We start from the raw sequence: 18,506 nt of genomic DNA on the forward strand, positions 1-18,506 counted from the left end.
TTAGTATGAACCATTATGGGAAAGGCTTCCATAATCTCGCCAGCCCGTATGCCCAGCGCCACTAGCTGCGGGCCGGTGAAGTGGCCTTCGGTAAAAGCCAGCATATAGTAGAGAAACCGGGAGCCGGCACCTGCAGCACGGCGGCCGGGACACGCCAGAGAAAGGTGAATGCCCGCACGGCCGCGGGGGCCTGCATCAGCTGTTCGGTTTCGTCGGATGAAGGCAGCCGCGTGCATGGAGATAAGTACTTGGCAAACAAACCGCGCTGGCAGCCCGGCAGGCGACCTGCCCCGACTGCCAGCGCGGTTGTGGAAAAGCGGGCGGCGGCCGTTAGCCGCGCGAGGGGAAGTAGCCCTGCAGGGCAATGGCGTAGTTCATGGCAATCAGCGGCTGGCGGTTGTCGTGGGGCTGGTTGCCGCCCACCGAGGAGGTCGTGTTCGGCAGGGCATTGGCGCCGAAAGACGCATTGGGCGTGCCCGTGGCAAACTGCGTCGCGGTGCCCTGGGCCGGAAACGCCTGGCTGGCTTCGGCATACTCCGCGGCGGTGCCCGTCTGAATGGTGCCCTGGTAGCCGTGGCCGTGCGCCGGCATCTGCGCCTGCGTAAGCGTCACGGTTTCCGAGCCGCCAATCTGGCCCCAGCTGTAGGTCGAGCCACCGGGCATCGCGCCTACCCCCGTGATAAGGCGGCCGCGCAGGTCGGGCAGGCGGAACGTCGTGACGCCGTCGCCGCCGTAGGTGGTGCCCAGCAGCGAAAACAGCGCCTGGTTCTGGTTAATGGGCAGTGTCTGGCCTTGGCAATAGGCCCAGCCTTTCGGCGCGAAGGGGAAGCTCATGAGGCGGATTTCGCCAACGAATGCGTCCATATAAGTGAGGAAAGAAAATGAAAAGGGAGAAGAAAAGCGGCGCCTATGGCTGCGTCGGGTAAATGCCCGAGGTGCAGATGATGTAATAGATGGCCGTGAGGGGCTGCAGGTTGGAGTGCGGCTGCGAGCCGCCAGCGGGCGTCATCTGACCGGTGAGGGACGTGGGCGCCAGCGCATCTGCGCCAGAGGTGTTGATATAAGCCAACGCGCCCTTGTCCGCGAAGAAGGCGTTGGTGGGGTCGGTTACGGGGGTGGTGGCGCCGCTGATGACGTTGACCGTGCCGCTGAACGGGTGCTGGTGCACCGGCAGCTGGTTGCTGGTGAGCGTCACCGTCTCCGTGCCCTGCATCTGCCCAATGACGTAGCTCGACAGGCCGGGCCCCTGGCCCTGGCCAACGGCCACGCGGCTGGCCATGTTGGGCACGGCAAAGGTGGTTTGCCCGTCGCCGCCGTAGGTGGTGCCGATGAGGGCATACAGCGCGTCGTACTCGCTGATGGACAGCAGGCTGCCGTTGCAGAACAGCCAGCCAACGGGGGCGAATGTGCCGCCGAAAATGCGGATTTCTCCGAGGTAAGGTTCCATGGTTGAAAATCGAATGAGGGGGAGAACGGACGGTTAGGAACGCTGCGGGAAGACACCCTGCAGGGCAATGACGTAATACATGGCCAGGAAGGGCTGACGGTTTTCGTGGGGCTGATTGCCCCCCACGATGCCGCCCGAGCCTTTCACCGAGCCGGCGGCCATGGTCTTGGTGCTGGCGGTGGCCCCGTACTGCGGGTCCACGGTGTCGCTGAGGTAGTTTCCGCTGGGCGAGGCAGCGTTGCCCGGTTGGGAATTGACGTTTACCGAAGCGCTGAGGGTGTGGGTGTGGGCCGGCATCTCCGGCTGCTGCAGCGTCACCGACTCTATGCCAGTCATTTCACCCGGCGTGTAAGAGGTCAGCCCAGCGCCAGCGCCCGCGTCCACGATGACGCGGCCGCGCAAGTCGGGCAGGGCGAAGGTCGTCGTGCCGTTGCCGCCGTACTGCGTGCCGAGAATCGAGAACAGGGCTGTGTTCGAGCGGATTTGTATCAGCGAACCGTCGCAGATGGCCCAGCCCCGCGGAGCGAAGGAAAAAGCGACAGCGCGGATTTCTCCGAGTAATGGTTCCATAGAGTGAACGAGAAAAAGGTGAAGGTGAAAAAAGCAAGCCCTCGCAACCGCGCCGGCCCGTAACAAAGCAGTGGTACTAATCAGGAAAAAGGAGCAGTGGCCGGCTCCCACAGCTTGCGGTAGGTGGTGGGTTGCGGCATGGCTTGGCGAGCCATTGCGCGGTAGTTAACCTGTTGGCCAGTGAGAGAGAAAATGCATCACTGCCAAAAGTACCAGCCTTCGGACAGCGCAGAGAGTGGAATGCTCAGCGTGCACATTTTTCTGGTCACTAACGTAGTAAATGCTTGAGAACAAGGAATAGAAATTCGCGAAGCTAAACGGTTTGCGTCAGCAAAGAAAGGGGGTATGAGCCGTCAGCGTTAGCGTAGAAATACGGGGGTTAGCAAGCACGTATTTCTACGTGTATGGCCTCCCCAAATTAGTCGCCGCCACGGCATGTTGCTACATTTTCAGCATGCCGTGCTTGGCGGCAAACACCACCAGGCCGGCCACGTTGCGGGTGCCGGTTTTTTCCAGCAGCCGCTGCCAGTGGCCTTCCACCGTGCGCTTGCTGATGAAGAGGTGCGCGGCAATTTCGGCGGCCGTGAGCCCTTCGCAGATGAGGCGCAGCACGGCTTCCTCGCGCGGCGTGAAATGGTCGGACTCCAGCAGCCGGGCCGCCGGCAGCCGGGTGGGCTGCTGCACGCCCCGCATCAGGGCCCGCGAAATGCGGGGGGTGAAGTGGTGGCCCGTGGTGAGCACCTCCTCAATGGCCCGGACAAGCTCGTCCGGGCTGGCGTCTTTGGGCAGGTAGCTGCGGGCGCCCAGCTTCATCATCTGGGTGATGAACTTGTCGGCCGAGTGCATCGACAAGACGATGATTTTCAGGTTGGGGTACTGGGCGAGGAGGCGCTGGGCCACTTCGGGCCCGTCCATGTGGGGCATCTGCAGGTCGAGCAGCAGCACGTCGGGCAGGCGCCGCTCGCACACGGTCAGCAACTCGGGCAGCGTGGCGGCCTCGTCCACCTGCTCGACGTAGGGCAGGGCCTGTAGAATGTAGCGCAGCCCCTGCCGGAACATGGGGTGGTCGTCGAGCAGGGCAATGTGGGCGGGAAAAGAAGGGGAAGCCATTGCAGCGGGGTAGCCTAAGATGGGCGAAAGTAGGCAGTAATAATCAGACGAATGCCTACATTATTCCGGGGTTTGCAGCTCAATCAGGAAATGCGTGCCGGGGGTGGCAAGGGCCGGCTGGTGCAGGCGCGCGCCCAGCATTTGCACGCGCACGTCGATGTTGCGCAGGCCCAGGCCGGCCACCCCGGCCGGCTGCAGGCCGCCCGCCGCCGGGGCCCGCAGCCCGCAGCCGTCGTCTTCCACCGACAGGGTCAGCCGCTGGCCCTGCTGCTGCAGCTTCACGCTGAGGCGGGTGGCGCCTTTGGCGTGCTTCAGGGCGTTGTGCACCAGCTCCTGGCAAATGCGGTAGAGGGCCAGCTCCTGGCGCAGGGGCAGTGGGCGCGGGTAGTGCAGCTCCAGGGCGATGGGCAGGGCGCCGGTTTCGTTGCCGATGTCGACGAGGTGTTGCAGGGCATCGGCCAGGCCGAAGCGGGCCAGCACCGCCGGGTAAAGGCTGTGCGAGATGCTGCGTGCGTCCTGCACGGCCGTGGCCATGAGTTCCTCGACCAGCGCCAGCAGCTCGGGCGAGTTGGCGGGCGTGGGCTGGCTGCTGAGGCGGTTCACCAGCAGCTTGGCCGTGGCCAGCGTGGAGCCGATGCCGTCGTGCAAATCCTGGCCAATGCGCTCGCGCTCGCCTTCCTGCGCTTCGATGATGGCGGCCAGCAAGGCCTGCTGGTGCTCGGTTTCGGCGGTGCGCAGGCGCAGCTGCTGCTGCAGCAGGCGCTTTTGGTAGGTGAAGAGGAACAGCAGCAGGCAGCCCGCCGCCAGCAGCATCATGCCAATGCCCCAGAACAGCAGTGAGCCAAAAGCTACTTCTTCGGGGGAAGCCATAGGGCCAGGCTGTAGCAGCAATAAAGCGTGATAAACAGCAGGGTGTGCACCATCCAGACGTTCATGTTCAGGCCGTGCGAATAGCGGAGCAGAAAATTGCTAAACAAGGCAATCTGCAGGTAGCCCAGGCAGTAGATGGTGAGCCCGGCCGACACCCAGAACATGGGCTCGCGCTTGAGCTGCTGCACGCGCAGCTCGTGCAGCAGCTTGCGAAAGTAGAGGCCGATGAGCCCCAGCACCAGCACGCTTTGCAGCACCTGCTGGCCGGGGCGGAACTTCCAGAGGCTCCCCGCCGCGTAAAAGCTGTCGAACAGCACGTAGGCCGTGAAGCCGCCCACCAGCCAGGGCAGGGCCCGGGTGAAGCCCGGCGAGCGCAGGGTTTTGTCGTAGACCAGGGCCAGCAGCCCAAACTCGCCAATGGCGCACACGGGCATCAGAAACAGGTTGTTCTGGTGGTAGAGCATCATCACCAGCCCCACGAGTTCGAGGGGCAGAATGAACCACATGAGCGCGGCCAGGTAGCGCAGGTTGAGGGGCAGGGAGCGAAAGCGCACCAGCCCAATGAAGGCCGCCACCACCACCGGCGCCGGCGAAACCCGGGCCAGAAGATGCGGCAGCGAAAGGTGGAAGAGGTCGGCCATCGGGGCAGCGGAAAGCTTCGGTGGGCAGGAGCGGCCGGGGCGCGGCTAGTCCATGGGCGGGCAGGGCGTCGATAGGTCGAAGAACCCGGCGCTGGCGGCCTTCGCTTGGGCCTGCTGGCTGGGGTCGAAGCGGCGCACCACCAGGCCAAAGGTTTGCGAGGGCGAGGTGGCCCCGGCCGCAACGTACTGGTGCAGGCCCAGCTTCAGGCGGATTTGCTGGTCGGTGTAGTCGGCCGTGTCGGTGAAGAGCGGCGCCAGAAAATCGTCGATTTCAAAGTTGTAGCCTTCGAGCGGCCCGTAGCTGGTCGTGAACATGGCCGTGGTCAGCGTGTCGGCGCCCAGCCAGTTGGCTTCCCACAGGCCGGCTAGGCCGCCGGGCACGGGCTCGGTGGGGAGCGACGGGAACGGGGCCGCCATGGCGTCGGGCAGGTAGAAGGCCGTTAGCTGCCGGTTGTCGTCGTCGGAGGCAAACAGCACCAGCGAAAACCGGTACTGCTCGTCGGTTTGGACCGGCAGCAGCACAAAGCGGGCCTTGATGCGGCGCACGCCCACGGCCGAAACCAGCTCGATGATGCGCTGGATAGAGAATGTAGCGTAGGCCACGCGCTGGTCGCCATCGTTGAAATAGCCGGGGAGGTCGGGGTTGTCCAGCTCACTTATTTTGTTCAGCCACTGGGCAGCGTATTCCGTGTACAGTTCGGGGTCGAGGATGCTTTCGGAAGTAACGGTTGGGCGCATGGGAAATGTGGGCGTAAAAAGTGGTGAAAAAAGCGGTGGCCGGGTTGCCGGTGGCCCGAAGCCAGCGCTTCGGACCTGGCAAAGGAACAGCACTGCCGGGGTTCGGACAGCGGGTAAAAATACGGGGGATTAAAAACCACGTATTTCTACGGGGTACCGGTCCTGTTTTCCGGTGGTTTTCGGGCTGCTTGAGTTTGCAGGACTCGGAGGGCGCCGTGGGCCCGGCCGGTGAGAAGTCCTTCAGTCCAGCTCTACCATGGCCTTGATGACGCCGTTGGCAGGGTCGAGCCAGCCCTCAAACTCGGTTTTTACTGCATCGAACCGCACGCGGTGCGAGATGTAGGTGGTGGGCTGCACCAGGCCCTGCTTCACGGACCGGATGACGTGCTCAAAATCGGCCCGGGTGGCGTTGCGGCTGCTCATGAGCGTGGCTTCGCGCTTGTGAAATTCCGGGTGTGAAAAGCTGATGTCGCCCTTTTGCAAACCCACCAGCACGAAGCGCCCGCCGTGCGCCAGGTACGGAAACGCGCCCAGAATGGCCTGCCGGCTGCCCGTGGCGTCAATCACCACGGTGGGCATGTCGCCGTGGGTGAGGGCGGCCAGCTGCGCCGCCACGTCGGGCGCCAGCGCGTTGAGGGTGTGGGCCACGCCCAGCTTCTGCTGGCAAAAGGCCAGGCGCTGCTCGTTGATATCCAGGGCAATGACCTGCCCGCCCGCGATGCGCGCAAACTCCATCACGCCCAGCCCGATGGGGCCGGCGCCCACCACCAGCACAAACTCGCCGGGCTGCACGCCGGCCCGCCGCACGCCGTGCGCGCCGATGGCCAGCGGCTCGACCAGGGCCAGCTCGTCGTAGCTCAGGCCTTCGCCGTGCACCAGCTTGTCGGCCGGCACCGCCACCACATCGGTCATGCCGCCGTCCATGTGCACGCCAAATACCCGGATGCTGGCGCAGCAGTTGGGCAGGCCCCGGCGGCAGGCAATGCAGTGCCCGCAGTTGAAATACGGAATGAACGTGACGGCCTCGCCCGGCGCAAAGCCCGGCGCGCCGCCGGCGTCCAGCAGCTCGGCGGCCAGCTCGTGGCCCAGCACCCGCGGGTAGTTGAAAAAAGGCTGCGTGCCCTGAAACGCGTGCAAATCGGTGCCGCAGATGCCAATGCGCCGGATGCGCAGCAGCGCCTGGCCGGGCTGGGCGGTGGGGTGGGGGTGCTGCTGGTAGGCAAACTGGCCGGGCTCAAGGCAGACGAGGGTATTCAAGGGAATTGTGAATTAGGAATTATGAATTCTGAATTAGAAACCAGAATCAGAATGCGCCAAAAGCGCCAATTCAGAATTCATAATTTTTAATTCATACTTAAAATCAAGCGTTGGCCAGGGCGCGGTCGAGGTGCACGTAGCCGCCGTCGATGTGCAGAATCTGGCCGGTGGTGTGGCTGCTGCGGTGGGAGAGCAGGAAGGCCGTGGTGTTGGCCAGCTCCTCGGCGGTGGTCATGCGGTTGCCGAGCGGAATTTTGCTGGTGATTTCGCGCAGCTTTTCCTCGGGGTTGGGCAGGGTCTGAATCCAGGTTTCGTAGGCGGGCGTCCAGCATTCGGCCACCATCACGGCGTTCACGCGGATGCCGTACTTGAGCAGCTCCACGGCCCACTCGCGGGTGAGGGCGTTGCGGGCGCCGTTGGCGGCGGCGTAGGCGGAGGTGTTGCCCTGGCCGGTTTCGGCGGTTTTGGAGGTGATGTTGACGATGGCGCCCTGCGACTTTTTCAGCTCGGGCAGCGCGTGGTGGGCCATGAGGTAGTAATGCACCACGTTGCGGTGCAGGCTCTGCATGAAGCCCGCGTAGTCGCCGCTTTCCAGGCCCACGCCGTCGTTCACGCCGGCGTTGTTCACCAAGCCGTCGATGCGGCCAAACTGCGCGACGACGGCCTGCACGGCACGGGCGCACTCGTCGGGTTCGGATAACTCGGCAGCTACCTGCCAGGCCTGGCCGCCAGCGGCTGCAATGGATACTACGGTTTGCTGGTTATCGGCTTCGTTGCGGCCCACGATGACCGGAATGGCGCCCTCCTGGGCCAGCACGCGCGAGATGCCTTCGCCGATGCCCTTGGCCCCGCCCGTGACGATGATGACCTTGTGTTGAAGCTGCAAATCCATGCGAATGGGGATTATAGATGGTAGAAAGCCACGGCGTTGTCGCCCCAGAACCCGGCCTGCTCGGCGGCGGAAAAGGGTTTCATGTAGTCTTCCAACATGCCCAGTGCCCGGCTGTAGCCGCCGGCCACGTTGCACACCGGCCAGTCAGACCCGAACATCAACCGCCCGGGCCCGAAGGCATCAAAAGCGGCGTCCAGATACGGCCGAAAATCGGCTGGTTGCCAATGCTGCCAGTCGGCTTCCGTCACCAGTCCCGATACTTTGCAACTCACGTTTTCGTGCGCGGCCAGCGCCTGCAAGTCCCGGCGCCACGGCTCCATTTCGCCCGCCTTGATGAGGGGCTTGGCCAGGTGGTCGAGCACGAAGGGCTGGTTTGGAAAGGCGGCTGCCAGTTCGGCGGCGTAGCCCAGCTGGTCGGGAAAAATCAAGACGTCGTAAGTGAAGCCGTGCGCGGCCAGTGCGCCGATGCCTTGCCGAAAATTGGGCTTCAGCATCAGGGCACGGTCGGCTTCGCCTTGCAGCACGTGCCGGAAGCCTTTCAGCTTCTCGAACCGGCTGTAGTAAGCCAGTCGCTCGGCCACGTTTTGCGCTTGCAAATCAACCCAGCCCACCACGCCTCGGATGAAGTCGTGCGCGGCGGCATTGGCTAGCTGAAACTCGTTCTCGGCTTCGGTCTGGTCAGATTGCACCGCCACGCAGCCGTCGAAGCCGTGCTGCTGCAGAATGGGCGCCAAATCCGCCGGCAAAAAGTCGCGCCGGATGGTGGCCATGTCGTCGCTTATCCAGGCGTCGCGCACGGCATCGAACCGCCAGAAGTGCTGGTGGGCGTCAATTCTGGCCATAGGCTTTCACGGTTTGGCGCGAGGTGCCCAGGCCGGTGATGCCCAGCTCCACCACGTCGCCGGGCTTCAGGTACACGGGCGGCTTCAGGCCCAGGCCCACGCCGGCGGGCGTGCCCGTCGAGATGATGTCGCCGGGCAGCAGCGTCATGAACTGGCTGAGGTAGGAAATCAGGAAGGGAATCCGGAAAATGAGGTTGGCCGTGGTGCCGTCCTGCATCATCTGCCCGTTCACGCTCAGCCAGAGGCGCAGGTTGTCCACGTCGCCCACCTCGTCGGGCGTGGCCAGGAAGGGGCCCACCGGCGCGAAGGTGTCGCAGCCCTTGCCCTTGTCCCAGGTGCCGTGGCGCTCCAGCTGAAACTCGCGCTCCGACACGTCGTTGTGCAGCGCGTAGCCGGCGATGTACTCGTGGGCGTCGGCCTCGTCCACGTAGCTGGCCCGCTTGCCTATGACGACGGCCAGCTCCACTTCCCAGTCGGTTTTCACCGAGTTTTTGGGAATCACCAGGTCGTCGTTCGGGCCCACGTAGGCCGTGGTCGATTTCATGAACAGCACCGGCTCGGGCGGCGGGGTGGCGCCGGTTTCGCGGGCGTGGTCGGCGTAGTTCAGCCCGATGCAGAGCAGCTTGGACGGCCGGGCCACCGGCGGGCCCAGCCGCTCGCCGGCCGGGATTTCGGGGAGCGTGCCGTCGTTCGCTTGCAGAAACTGGGCGAGGCGCGCGAGGCCGTCGGTGGCAAAAAAGGCTTCGTTGTAGTCTTCGCCAAAAGCCGAGGCGTCGTAGCGCCGGTCGTGGAGGATGACGCCGGGCTTTTCCTGGCCGGGCTGGCCGTAGCGGATGAGTTTCATGGGGATGTTCTGGGTTGGTGTGAGAACGTCATGCCGAGCGCAGCGAAGCATCGTTACCTCGGAAGTAAATAATTACGCTGCTCGGTAAAGATGCTTCGCTGCGCTCGGCATGACGTTCCTGTAGTGTCCTGTATGGCCGGACTACCGTGAATGCGCGCTACGTGTTCAGCTTGATGAACCCGCCGTCCAGCGGGTAGTCGCAGCCGGTCACGAAGCCGGCTTCATCCGAGCTCAGGTACAGGGCCAGGGCGGCCACTTCGTCGGGCTGGCCCATGCGGCCGATGGGCTGGCTTTGGGAAAGCTTGTCGAAGATTTCGGTTTCCCGGCCGGCGTAGTTTTTGGCGATGAAGCCGTCCACGAACGGCGTGTGCACGCGGGCCGGCGAGATGCTGTTGCAGCGGATGTTGCTGCCGAGGTAGTCGCGGGCCACCGAGAGCGTCATGGCGAAAAGGGCGCCCTTGCTCATGGAGTAGGCCAGGCGGTCGGTGAGGCCCACGTGGGCCGCGATAGAGGCCATGTTCACGATGGCGCCGCCGCCCTGGGCCTTCATTAGCGGCACGGCGGCGAAGAGGCAGTTGTAGGCGCCCTTCACGTTCACCTGGTACACACGGTCGAAATCGGCCTCGGAGGTGGTTTCCACGGTGCCCACGTGCGCGATGCCCGCGTTGTTGACCAGAATATCGACCCGGCCCAGGGCCTGGAAGGTGGCCACCACAGCGGCCTGTTGGCTGACGTCGGCGGCGTGCACGGCGGCCGTGCCGCCGGCCTCTTGGATTTCGGCCACCACTGCCTGGCCGGCGTCGGCGTTCAGCTCGATGAGGTGGACGGCGGCGCCCTGGCGGGCAAAGAGCAGCGCAATGGCCCGGCCAATGCCGCTGCCGCCGCCGGTGATGACGGCGGTTTTTCCGGTTAAACTAAACATAGGGAAGGAACTAGGAAGAGAGTAGCGAATGAAGGCGAGAGGGCGTCCGGCCGTAGCCGGCCGGGGGCTCATGGCCCGCCAGATATGCCAATGCGCCGCCATCCGGGTAGGACAACGACGCATTGACAGGTAAGCTGTTAAATCAGCGTGGCCGCGGGGCCTTACATCATGGGGTCGAAGCTGCCGCCCCAGCCCTTGTTCTGCTGGATTTGGGGGTCGTTGTCGATGGCGGCCTGCGGAATGGGGAAGAAGTAGTAGTTGGCGTCCCACTTGATGCCGGTCGTCGAGATGGGCGTCGTTTCCAGCGTCTTGGACGTTATGGTGAAGTAGTTGGTGTACACGTCGTCCAGGTTCCGGGTGTCGCGCGTGGTGGCGAAATCAGCCGGCGCGGTGGTGCTCAAGGTGATGGTTTTGCCGGTGCGCTTGAGGCCGTTGAGGCTTTCCATCTTGCGCCAGCGGCGCAGGTCCCAGAAGCGCTTGCCCTCAAAAGCCAGCTCCAGCTGCCGCTCGTAGAGGATGGCGTCGAACATCTCGGTGCGGGTCATGTTGGGTTTGAGGCCGTAGAGCTGGTCGGCGCCTGGCTCGATGCCCGCCCGTAGCCGGATGGCTTTCAGTTCGGTGTACGCTTCGTTGAGCTTGTTCACGCCGCAGGCGCTTTCCGCCAGGTTCAGCAGCACTTCGGCGTAGCGGATTTCAATCCAGTCGGTGCCCAGGTACTGTACTTCGCTGGCCGACGCCGTGGGGTTGATGGCCTTGCGGGTGTAGAAGCCGGTGTTGGTAGAGCCGCCGGTTTCGACCGTGCTGCCGTTGCGGATGTACGTCCAGAGGCGGTAGCCGGTGTTGCCGTTCAGGGGCCAGGTAGAGCCGTTGTAGGCAATGGTTTTGTCGAAACGCGGGTCGCGGTTTTTGTAAAACAGCTGGTCGGTGTAGGCGTATTTGGTCGACTCGTTGCGCTTCTTGCCGTCCAGCATGGGGAAGGCCTGCACCATTTCCCAGGTGGGCTGGTTCTGGCCGCCGCCGGTGCCGTTGGCGGCGGGGCGGGTGGAGTTGTCGTACTGGTTGTTGCGCTTCAGCTGGTCGCCGGTGGCGGTGTTGTAGCTGGTCACAAACACCGCTTCCGGGTTGCCCACTTCCTGAAACCAGAGCTGGTCGAAGGACGTGTGCAGGCGGTAGCCGTTGGCCAGCAGCGTGGCTTTGGCCTGCACGTTGGCGTCGTAGGCAGCCTGCCACTTGTCGGTGGTGGTAAACTGGGGGCTGGCGGCGTACACCAGCACCCGGCCTTTGAGGGCCAGGGCGGTGCCTTTGTTCACGCGGCCCCAGTCGGCGTTGGCCGTCCATTTGGGGGGCAGCGTCTGGAAGGCCGAATCCAGGTCGGCCACGATGGCGGCGAAGGTTTCGGCGGTGGTGTTGCGCGGCAGGTAGGTCAGGTCCCGCGCTTCGGGCCCTACGCCGTTGAGGGGGCTCATCACCAGCGGCACGCCGCCGTACTGCCGCACGAGCTCGAAGTAGCGCCAGGCCCGGAAAAACTGGGCCTGGCCCCGCAGGCGGCCTTTGGTGCCGGCGGGCAGCGGGCCGTTGCGCACGTTGCTCAGGAACATGTTGATGGTCCTGATTTTGCCGTAGTTGTTGGTGGCGCTCAGGCCGGTGCCAAACTCACCGCCCACGTCCGACACGAGCAGCGTGCCGGCCAGTAGGCGGTTGCTGGAGTAGGCCTCGTCGGTCAGGCCGGCCACGTTGAAGTTGCTGGCGTTGTTGTTGGCCGTGTTGATGGTGGCGTTGATGATGGGGTCGCCCCACTCCGGCAGGTTCTGGTTGTAAATGAAGCTCAGGTTGAGGTTGGCCAGCGTGGAGTCTTTGAACACGAGCTCCGTGGTGGACTGCCCCAGGTTCTCCTTGTCCAGCACTTTCTCGCAGCTGCTCAGCCCGAACGCGGAGCCGATGGTGGCGAGGGCGATGTAATGAAATGGTTTCATGATGCGGATGGGTGGGAATTAGAAGCCGACGTTCAAACCCAGCGAGAGCGAGCGCAGCGTGGGGTACGCGTCGAAGGCGCCCGAATAGGTTTTGTAGCTGTAAGGGTTGTAAAAGTTCACGGGGTTGATGGCCGTGAAGAACACGCGCACCGAGCCCACGCCCACCCGTTCGGTGAGGGAAGCGGGCAGGCTGTAGGAGATGTTGGCGTTGCGCATGCCCGCCGAGAAGGAGTTGCGGAACCAGAACGCCGAGTTCACGTCATAGGTGGAGCCGTAGGCCGGCGCGGGGTACGCCGCGTTCGGGGTTTCGGGCGTCCAGTGGTCGGCCCAGAATTCGGGCCGGTTCGAGGTGGCCGTGCCCTGCTTGCGGGCCCCTGATTCCACCATGTCCTGGCCGCCCCAGGACATGCCCATCGTGGCCGAGATGCTCAGCGACTTGTAGCTGATGGTGGGGTTGAAACCGATGCTGTAGTGGTTGCTGGCCTTGGGGGTCAGGAAAGTCTGGTCCACGTCCGTGATTTTGCCGTCCGGGCCGGTGTAGTTGCCCGACGCGTCTTTGGGGCCGCGGATGTCCCGGTAGTAGAGCATGCCGGGCTTGGGGGCCGTCCCGAACAGGGTGTAGGTTTTGTCGTAGCCGGGGTTGGCCTGGAAGTAGGCGTCGATGTCGGCCTGGCTCCGGAACATGCCCTGGTAGTCGTAGCCCACCACGCCCATATCGGTCGAGCGGCCCGTGGGGTCGTCCCACTGGCCGAGCTGGCCGCGGCTCACGTCCACTTTCACCTGCTTGTTGTCGCTCCAGGAGAAGAAGGTGTTCACGCGGAACCCGAGGTCCTTGGTGATTTTGTCGCCGTAGCCCACCGACACTTCGTAGCCGAAGCCGTCCACCGACGAGAAGTTTTCCGAGGGCAGCGCGGCCCCAATCACCAGCGGGGCCGAGTTCACCAGCTGAGTGAGCATGTTGTAGCGGTGGTCGTAGAAGCCGTCCACGGTCAGCGAGAGGCGGTTGCCCAGGAACTGGGCGTCGATGCCGGCGTTGTACTTGGTGTCGTCGTCCCAGCGGGCGGCGCGGTTGGCCATGGCGTTGTTGGCCGCAAACACCAGCGACCGGTCGCCGTTGCCGCCGAACACGGCGCCCTGGCCGGTTTTCAGGCCGTAGCTCGTCTGCCAGTTGTAGGGCTTGGTGGCGTCGCCGCCCAGGAAGCCCAGCGAAGCGCGCAGCTTCAGCAGGTTCACAAACGACACGTTGTCCTTAAAGAACCGCTCTTCCGACATTACCCAGCCCACCGACACCGACGGGAACAGGCCCCAGCGGTACTCCGGCGCGAAGTTGGTGGAGGCGTCGTAGCGCAGCGTAGTTTCCAGCAGGTACTTGCCGTCGTAGTCGTAGTTGAAGCGGCCGGCGTAAGACAGGGTGCCCGCCTCGCTGGCGGTTTCCGTGGTGGTTTGGGCGCCGGTGGCAAAGTTCTGGTAGTCGAGGTTGGGCACATCCTGGGCAATGATGGCACCCTCGGCCATGGCCGCCACGCCGTCCTGCATGGTTTCCGACTGCTCAAACAGGGCAATGGCCGACACGTGGTGCTTACCAAACTGCCGGTCGTAGCTCAGGTAGCCGTTCAGCTGGTAGCTGTCGAAGGTGGTCGGGTTCAGGCGCACCCGGTCGCCGTTGTTCAGCACGATGGGCGCGCCGCTCACGTCGCCGCCGTAGATGTGCTTGTTGGTGCCCAGCATGGTCAGGCGGTACACGTTGTACTTCGTGCCGTACTGCTTGCCGAAGCCGTTGTCCATGGTTTTGCCAAACAGCACCCGCGCTTTCAGGCCCTTGATGAAGGGCAGCTCGTACTCGGCGCTGGCCGTCACGTTCAGGCCGGTGTTGCGGGTCGAGGTGTAGTTGTCCGAGTTCTGCACCTCAAAAAAGTGGAAGGCGTCCACCGTGTTCAGGTTGGCGCCGTTGGCGTTGGTCAGCAGCGTCGGCAGGCCGTTCACGTACGTGGGCACCCACTGCGGCGTGTAAAGCAGGCCCTTCATGTCGTTTTCCACGTTTTCACCGCCCTGCTTGAGGTAGTACATCCGCTTCTGCGACAAGTCGCCGCTCACCGACAGCGCCACTTTCAGGCCGCGGGCCACCTTCACGTCGGTGCTGGCCCGGTAGGTCCACTTGTTGGCGTTGATGTTGTCGAAGTTGGCGTTCTGGTAGTTGTAGCTGATGCCGGCGAAGTAGGTCACCCGGTCGGTGCCGCCGCTCATGTTCAGGGCGTGGCGCGTCACGGTGGCCGGTTTCCAGGCCGTTTTCAGCCAGTCGGTGTTGTTGTTGGCAAAATAGGCCAGCTCGTCCGGCGCGTAGTACGCCGTGTTGGTGGGGGCCACGTTGTTGCCGCGGTTGATGTCATTCAGGTAGGTGGCCTGCTGCACGGCATTCATCATTTTGGGCAGCTGCACCGCGTCGGTCACGCCCACCGAGCCGCTGTAGCTGAACTTGGGCGCACCCAGCTGGCCGCGCCGGGTGGCCACCAGCACCACGCCCTGGGCGCCGCGGGCACCGTAAATGGCCGCCGCCGCGTCCTTCAGCACCGAAATGGATTCTACTTCTGACTGGTCGAGCACGTTGAAGTCGTCCTCCGTCCGCACCACGCCGTCGATGACGAACAAGGGGCGCAGCGTGCCGCCGTCCTTCGACAGGATGATGGGGTTGCGCACCGTGATGGCGCCCGGGTCGCCGGGGCGGCCGGTGCCGCCCGCCACGCCCACGCCCGGCAGCTGGCCCGACAGTGCCGTGGAGAGGCTGCCTACCGGCAAATCCTGAATTTTCTGCATGTCGACCACCGCCACGGCCCCGGTCAGGGTGGCGCGGGTCTGCGTGCCGTAGCCCACCACCACCACTTCTTCCAGGGCGGCGTTGTCGTCTTCGAGGGCCACTTCCAGCGTGGTGCGGCCGTTCACGGCCACTTCCTGGCTCTTAAAGCCGATGAAGCTGAAAATCAGCGTCTCGTTGCCGGTGGGCAGGTTGAAGTGGAAGGTGCCGTCGGGGCCCGAGCTGGTGCCGCTCTTGGTGCCCTTGATGAGCACCGTCACGCCGGGCAGCGGGTTGCCCTTCGAGTCTTTCACCAGGCCGGTGAAGCCCACGGTGATGCCTTTGCCGGACTTGGTTTTGACCGGCGGGCCAGCCACGGCGGCGGCCTGAGCAGGGTCGGTGCCCAGCAACACGCCGCCCACAAGCAGCGCGCAGGCTAGCCGGGTGGGCGCCCCCGCGGGCAGGGGCAGTTGGGCTCGTAACGATTGGGACATAACAGTTTGGTGGGTTAAACTGAAAAAAAGAGGTGAGAATGCTTATTGGGGAGCGGGCGTGCCGGCGCCGGCGGCTTTGCGGGCCGCGATGCGGGCCTGCCAGTCCTTACCGGCCTGGTTCATGTCAATGCCGGCGGCCGAGAGGTAGTTGTTAATCCGGCCTTTGTACTTGCCAAACCAGGCGTGCTTTTGCTCGGAGGTGCCGCCGTCCATGGCGTGCTCGCGGGCTTCCGTCAGCCAGGCCAGCATCTGGGCGCGCTGCTCGGCGGTGAGGTTGGGCAGCATGTCGTTGTAGGCCGTCATCGTGAGGGGCAGCACGCCGTAGGTCATGCCGTCCTTCACCTGCTCAATCTGGGCCGGCGTGAGGCGGCGGCTTAGCTTCTTGAGGTACTGCGGGTGCAGCTTGGCCAGGGCCGCTTCGGTGTCGGCGTCCACCCGGGCGAGTTCGGCCTTGGTGGCGTCGGTGGCGGGCTGGGCTTTGAGGGCGGCCTTGCGGGTCTTTTGCTGCTCGTAGATGTCGTTGAGCTGGCGGTACTGGTCGGCAATGAGGTCGCGCACCAGCACCGAGTCCTTGTCTTTCAGGCCGTCGATTTTGGCCACAATCTTGGCCGCGCGCTCCGTGATGGTGCGCGTGTAGGCGGCTTCTTTGGTTTCGGCCGGCGCGGGCGCCTGCGCCGATGCCTGGCCGAGGGCAGTTGCAGCAAACAGACCCGTTAAAAACAGGCCCCGGATTGTTTTATTCATGTTTCACAGATACCGCTAGGATAGTAGCAAGTTATCTGTGTTTTTTAGGCTAATTCTGTCTGTTTTAACTAACTTATTGTACGATATTATCATGAGTATGAAGTTTCGATTAAGATTGGGCTAATATGTAAGAGAACCCCCTTCTTAAGAGGCTCTAACGTGCTTAGGTATAGAGTTTAAACAGGATACGTCCACGGCTGACCGAACGGCCGCCCAACTGCCAAATGGGCTCGAAACGGACCCAAACGTTACCATTTTCCAGGCCTTTGTAACGCGCACTGCCTTTGGAATCAGCGCTAGCTCCCGGGCACCGCCGCCAGCGGCTGTGGCACTGCTGCCGCCGCGGCAGCAGTGGCGGGCCGTTTGCGCCAGTAGTTGGCCAGAATGGAGCCCGAAATGTTCATCCACGGGCTAAACACGGCGGCGGGCAGGCCCACGGTGCCCAGCTTGCCCATGCTGCCGGCCAGCCCGGAGGCCATGCCGCCGTTTTGCAGCCCCACTTCAAAGGCCACCGTGCGGGCCGAATTCACGTCGAGCCCAAACAGCCGGCTCAGCCAGTAGCCGAAGAAATAGCCGGCCGCGTTGTGCAGCACCGACGCCAGAAACAGCAAAAAGCCCACCCGCAGCAAATTGTCGTGGCCGGCCGCCGTGGTCACGGCCGTGAAGTAGATGATGCCGAACATGGACAGGTAGGGCATCAGGCCGTCGAGCCCGGGCCGGCGCCGGGCCACCTGGTGGTAGAGCACGCCCACCACCAGCGCGGCCAGCAGGAAGCTGAAAATCTCCAGCATCTGCCGCACCTCGGCGCCGGCGAAGGTGCGCTCCAGCCAGGCCCACAGGCCCAGCGGCAGCGCCGCCAGCCACCCCGCGCCCAGCCCGGCCAGCCGGCCCACCGTGCGCCGGCCCCGCCCGGAAGCGGTTTTGAGGTAGTCGTGCAGCAGTGCGGCCAGTATGGGCACGATGACGATTTTGATGATTTCCATCATCATGTTCACGAAATGGACCTCGATGAGCGTGCCGGCCAGCAGCTTCAGCAGCAGGGGCGTGAGGAAGGGCGCCACCAGCGTGGCCATGGCCGTCACCACCACCGACAGCACCATGTTGGCCCGGGCCAGGTACACCATCACGTTGGAAGCCAGCCCGCTGGAGCAGGAGCCGATGAGGATGATGCCGGCCGCGATTTCGGGCTCGAAGTGAAACACCCGGGTGAGCGCAAAGCCCATGAGCGGCATCACCGAAAAGTGGCACAGCAGGCCAATGAGCACGCCTTTGCCGGTGCTGGCCAGCCCCGCAAAGTCCCGAATGCTCATCTGAATGCCCATGCCAAACATCACCAGCTGCACCACCACCAATATCAGCCATTTGTGGCGCAGGTCCACGCCGCCCCACTGCCGGAACGCGCCGGGGTACACCAGGCCCGCCACCACGGCCACGACTATCCAGGCCGTGTATTGGTAGCTGCGCAGCCCGGGCACGGCCTTGAAACCCAGCGCCAGGGCCACCGCCCCGGCCACGGCCGCCGGCTGCCACAGAGCCGCCTCGTGCCGGCTAAGGCCCAGCAGCAGCGCCGCCGCGGCCAGGCCGCTGAAAACCAGGCAAAGCTGAAAGACTCGGTTCATCATGGGACGCGGGAAATGAAAAATGGTAGGATGCTACAAGCCGCCGGAAGCCGTCGGCTATGCCAGCTCCGCGGCTAGATGCCGGATGGCAATGCCGGGGCTGGCCAGGATGGGCACCGGGCGGTCGGCGGGGGCCAGCGCATCCACCACCCGTGCCATCGAGGCCTGGGCCAGCACCACCACGTCTACCTTGGCCACCAACTCTTTGAGCGCCGCCGCCACAATGGCGTCGTGCCGGGCGCCGTCGCCGCTCATCAGGGCCTCGAAGGCGCCGGCGCAGAGCACGGAAGTCAGCTCGATTTCGCGGCCGGCCCGGGCGGCGCGGCGCTGCACCAGGTCGGCGGTGGGGACGAGGGTGGTGGGAAGCGTGGCAATGACGCCGATGCGCCGGCCGGTGCGCACGGCCTGGTCGGCCATGGGCTGGTCGACGCGCAGTACCGGCACCCCGCTGAGCCCGGCCGCCTGCTCCACCGCCGCGCCGATGGACGAGCAAGTGACCAGCACGTAATCGGCCCCACCGGCTTCGGCCGAAGTCACGTAGCCGACCACGCGTCGGGCGACGGCGGGCGTCAGGGCTCCCTCGCGGGTAATGGTTCGGACCAGGCTGTCGTCCACGATGTTGAAGACCTGCACGCTGGGCAGGTGCTCGGCGCAAAGCTGCTGAAACACGGGCACCAGCGTGGCGGAGGTGTGGATGAGGCCGAGGGTTTTGGTGGGCATATTAATGATTTTAAGAAGAAATAGCGTCTGGACTG

The 18,506-nt window shown here is 64.2% G+C and carries 17 protein-coding genes; all 17 read right to left on the bottom strand.

The features are described 5' to 3' along the window. Window positions 1-330: 330 nt before the first annotated feature. The gene (locus I2H31_RS08675) at window positions 331-864 is read right to left on the bottom strand and encodes a phage tail protein (protein WP_196292633.1); all 534 of its coding nucleotides are present in this window, start codon (window positions 862-864) and stop codon (window positions 331-333) included. Between the two features lie 43 nt (window positions 865-907). Further along, a complete protein-coding gene (locus I2H31_RS08680; RefSeq protein ID WP_196292634.1) occupies window positions 908-1,447 on the bottom strand; it encodes a phage tail protein in 540 nt (179 codons plus the stop codon). 33 nt (window positions 1,448-1,480) lie between these two features. After that, a complete protein-coding gene (locus tag I2H31_RS08685; RefSeq protein WP_196292635.1) occupies window positions 1,481-2,017 on the bottom strand; it encodes a phage tail protein in 537 nt (178 codons plus the stop codon). Window positions 2,018-2,458: 441 nt separating this feature from the next. Further along, window positions 2,459-3,127 (bottom strand): response regulator transcription factor, encoded by a 669-nt coding sequence (locus I2H31_RS08690; RefSeq protein WP_196292636.1) that lies wholly within the window; start codon window positions 3,125-3,127, stop codon window positions 2,459-2,461. A gap of 60 nt (window positions 3,128-3,187) precedes the next feature. After that, entirely contained in the window at window positions 3,188-3,997 is an 810-nt protein-coding gene (locus I2H31_RS08695; protein WP_196292637.1) for a sensor histidine kinase, read from the bottom strand. Further along, on the bottom strand, window positions 3,976-4,638 hold the full coding sequence (locus tag I2H31_RS08700) for a hypothetical protein (protein ID WP_196292638.1): 663 nt from the start codon (window positions 4,636-4,638) through the stop codon (window positions 3,976-3,978). Before I2H31_RS08700 ends, I2H31_RS08695 begins: the two co-directional genes overlap by 22 nt. Window positions 4,639-4,683: 45 nt before the next feature. Further along, window positions 4,684-5,376, bottom strand: coding sequence for a hypothetical protein (locus I2H31_RS08705; protein ID WP_196292639.1), 693 nt, complete (start codon window positions 5,374-5,376; stop codon window positions 4,684-4,686). A gap of 240 nt (window positions 5,377-5,616) precedes the next feature. Continuing rightward, window positions 5,617-6,633, bottom strand: coding sequence for a zinc-binding alcohol dehydrogenase family protein (locus I2H31_RS08710; protein WP_196292640.1), 1,017 nt, complete (start codon window positions 6,631-6,633; stop codon window positions 5,617-5,619). A gap of 103 nt (window positions 6,634-6,736) precedes the next feature. Next, window positions 6,737-7,525 carry an L-fucose dehydrogenase gene (locus I2H31_RS08715; protein WP_196292641.1) on the bottom strand — a complete coding sequence of 263 codons (789 nt, stop codon included), beginning with the start codon at window positions 7,523-7,525 and terminating at the stop codon, window positions 6,737-6,739. A gap of 11 nt (window positions 7,526-7,536) precedes the next feature. Then, a complete protein-coding gene (locus I2H31_RS08720; protein ID WP_196292642.1) occupies window positions 7,537-8,367 on the bottom strand; it encodes an amidohydrolase family protein in 831 nt (276 codons plus the stop codon). After that, the gene (locus I2H31_RS08725) at window positions 8,354-9,211 is read right to left on the bottom strand and encodes a fumarylacetoacetate hydrolase family protein (RefSeq protein ID WP_196292643.1); all 858 of its coding nucleotides are present in this window, start codon (window positions 9,209-9,211) and stop codon (window positions 8,354-8,356) included. The genes I2H31_RS08720 and I2H31_RS08725 overlap by 14 nt, the downstream gene beginning before the upstream one ends. Before the next feature lie 157 nt (window positions 9,212-9,368). Further along, a complete protein-coding gene (locus I2H31_RS08730) occupies window positions 9,369-10,133 on the bottom strand; it encodes an SDR family NAD(P)-dependent oxidoreductase (RefSeq protein WP_196292644.1) in 765 nt (254 codons plus the stop codon). Between the two features lie 161 nt (window positions 10,134-10,294). After that, window positions 10,295-12,106, bottom strand: a complete 1,812-nt coding sequence (locus tag I2H31_RS08735) for a RagB/SusD family nutrient uptake outer membrane protein (protein ID WP_196292645.1) — start codon at window positions 12,104-12,106, stop codon at window positions 10,295-10,297. A gap of 18 nt (window positions 12,107-12,124) precedes the next feature. Further along, the gene (locus I2H31_RS08740) at window positions 12,125-15,388 is read right to left on the bottom strand and encodes a SusC/RagA family TonB-linked outer membrane protein (protein ID WP_196292646.1); all 3,264 of its coding nucleotides are present in this window, start codon (window positions 15,386-15,388) and stop codon (window positions 12,125-12,127) included. A 42-nt stretch (window positions 15,389-15,430) separates the two neighbouring features. After that, window positions 15,431-16,132, bottom strand: a complete 702-nt coding sequence (locus I2H31_RS08745) for a DUF3826 domain-containing protein (protein ID WP_196292647.1) — start codon at window positions 16,130-16,132, stop codon at window positions 15,431-15,433. Between the two features lie 296 nt (window positions 16,133-16,428). Continuing rightward, window positions 16,429-17,754 (bottom strand): bile acid:sodium symporter family protein, encoded by a 1,326-nt coding sequence (locus I2H31_RS08750; protein WP_230687605.1) that lies wholly within the window; start codon window positions 17,752-17,754, stop codon window positions 16,429-16,431. A 54-nt stretch (window positions 17,755-17,808) separates the two neighbouring features. Continuing rightward, window positions 17,809-18,471, bottom strand: coding sequence for an aspartate/glutamate racemase family protein (locus I2H31_RS08755; RefSeq protein ID WP_196292648.1), 663 nt, complete (start codon window positions 18,469-18,471; stop codon window positions 17,809-17,811). Window positions 18,472-18,506 lie beyond the last annotated feature (35 nt).

The sequence above is a fragment of the Hymenobacter ruricola genome, assembly GCF_015694525.1.
GTDB lineage: Bacteria > Bacteroidota > Bacteroidia > Cytophagales > Hymenobacteraceae > Hymenobacter > Hymenobacter ruricola.

Bases quoted from the DNA above. Each gene is read 5' to 3' on its own strand.
- I2H31_RS08675 (WP_196292633.1), bottom strand. From the start codon at position 864: ATGGACGCATTCGTTGGCGAAATCCGCCTCATGAGCTTCCCCTTCGCG.
- I2H31_RS08680 (WP_196292634.1), bottom strand. From the start codon at position 1,447: ATGGAACCTTACCTCGGAGAAATCCGCATTTTCGGCGGCACATTCGCC.
- I2H31_RS08685 (WP_196292635.1), bottom strand. From the start codon at position 2,017: ATGGAACCATTACTCGGAGAAATCCGCGCTGTCGCTTTTTCCTTCGCT.
- I2H31_RS08690 (WP_196292636.1), bottom strand. From the start codon at position 3,127: ATGGCTTCCCCTTCTTTTCCCGCCCACATTGCCCTGCTCGACGACCAC.
- I2H31_RS08695 (WP_196292637.1), bottom strand. From the start codon at position 3,997: ATGGCTTCCCCCGAAGAAGTAGCTTTTGGCTCACTGCTGTTCTGGGGC.
- I2H31_RS08700 (WP_196292638.1), bottom strand. From the start codon at position 4,638: ATGGCCGACCTCTTCCACCTTTCGCTGCCGCATCTTCTGGCCCGGGTT.
- I2H31_RS08705 (WP_196292639.1), bottom strand. From the start codon at position 5,376: ATGCGCCCAACCGTTACTTCCGAAAGCATCCTCGACCCCGAACTGTAC.
- I2H31_RS08715 (WP_196292641.1), bottom strand. From the start codon at position 7,525: ATGGATTTGCAGCTTCAACACAAGGTCATCATCGTCACGGGCGGGGCC.
- I2H31_RS08720 (WP_196292642.1), bottom strand. From the start codon at position 8,367: ATGGCCAGAATTGACGCCCACCAGCACTTCTGGCGGTTCGATGCCGTG.
- I2H31_RS08725 (WP_196292643.1), bottom strand. From the start codon at position 9,211: ATGAAACTCATCCGCTACGGCCAGCCCGGCCAGGAAAAGCCCGGCGTC.
- I2H31_RS08730 (WP_196292644.1), bottom strand. From the start codon at position 10,133: ATGTTTAGTTTAACCGGAAAAACCGCCGTCATCACCGGCGGCGGCAGC.
- I2H31_RS08735 (WP_196292645.1), bottom strand. From the start codon at position 12,106: ATGAAACCATTTCATTACATCGCCCTCGCCACCATCGGCTCCGCGTTC.
- I2H31_RS08740 (WP_196292646.1), bottom strand. From the start codon at position 15,388: ATGTCCCAATCGTTACGAGCCCAACTGCCCCTGCCCGCGGGGGCGCCC.
- I2H31_RS08745 (WP_196292647.1), bottom strand. From the start codon at position 16,132: ATGAATAAAACAATCCGGGGCCTGTTTTTAACGGGTCTGTTTGCTGCA.
- I2H31_RS08750 (WP_230687605.1), bottom strand. From the start codon at position 17,754: ATGATGAACCGAGTCTTTCAGCTTTGCCTGGTTTTCAGCGGCCTGGCC.
- I2H31_RS08755 (WP_196292648.1), bottom strand. From the start codon at position 18,471: ATGCCCACCAAAACCCTCGGCCTCATCCACACCTCCGCCACGCTGGTG.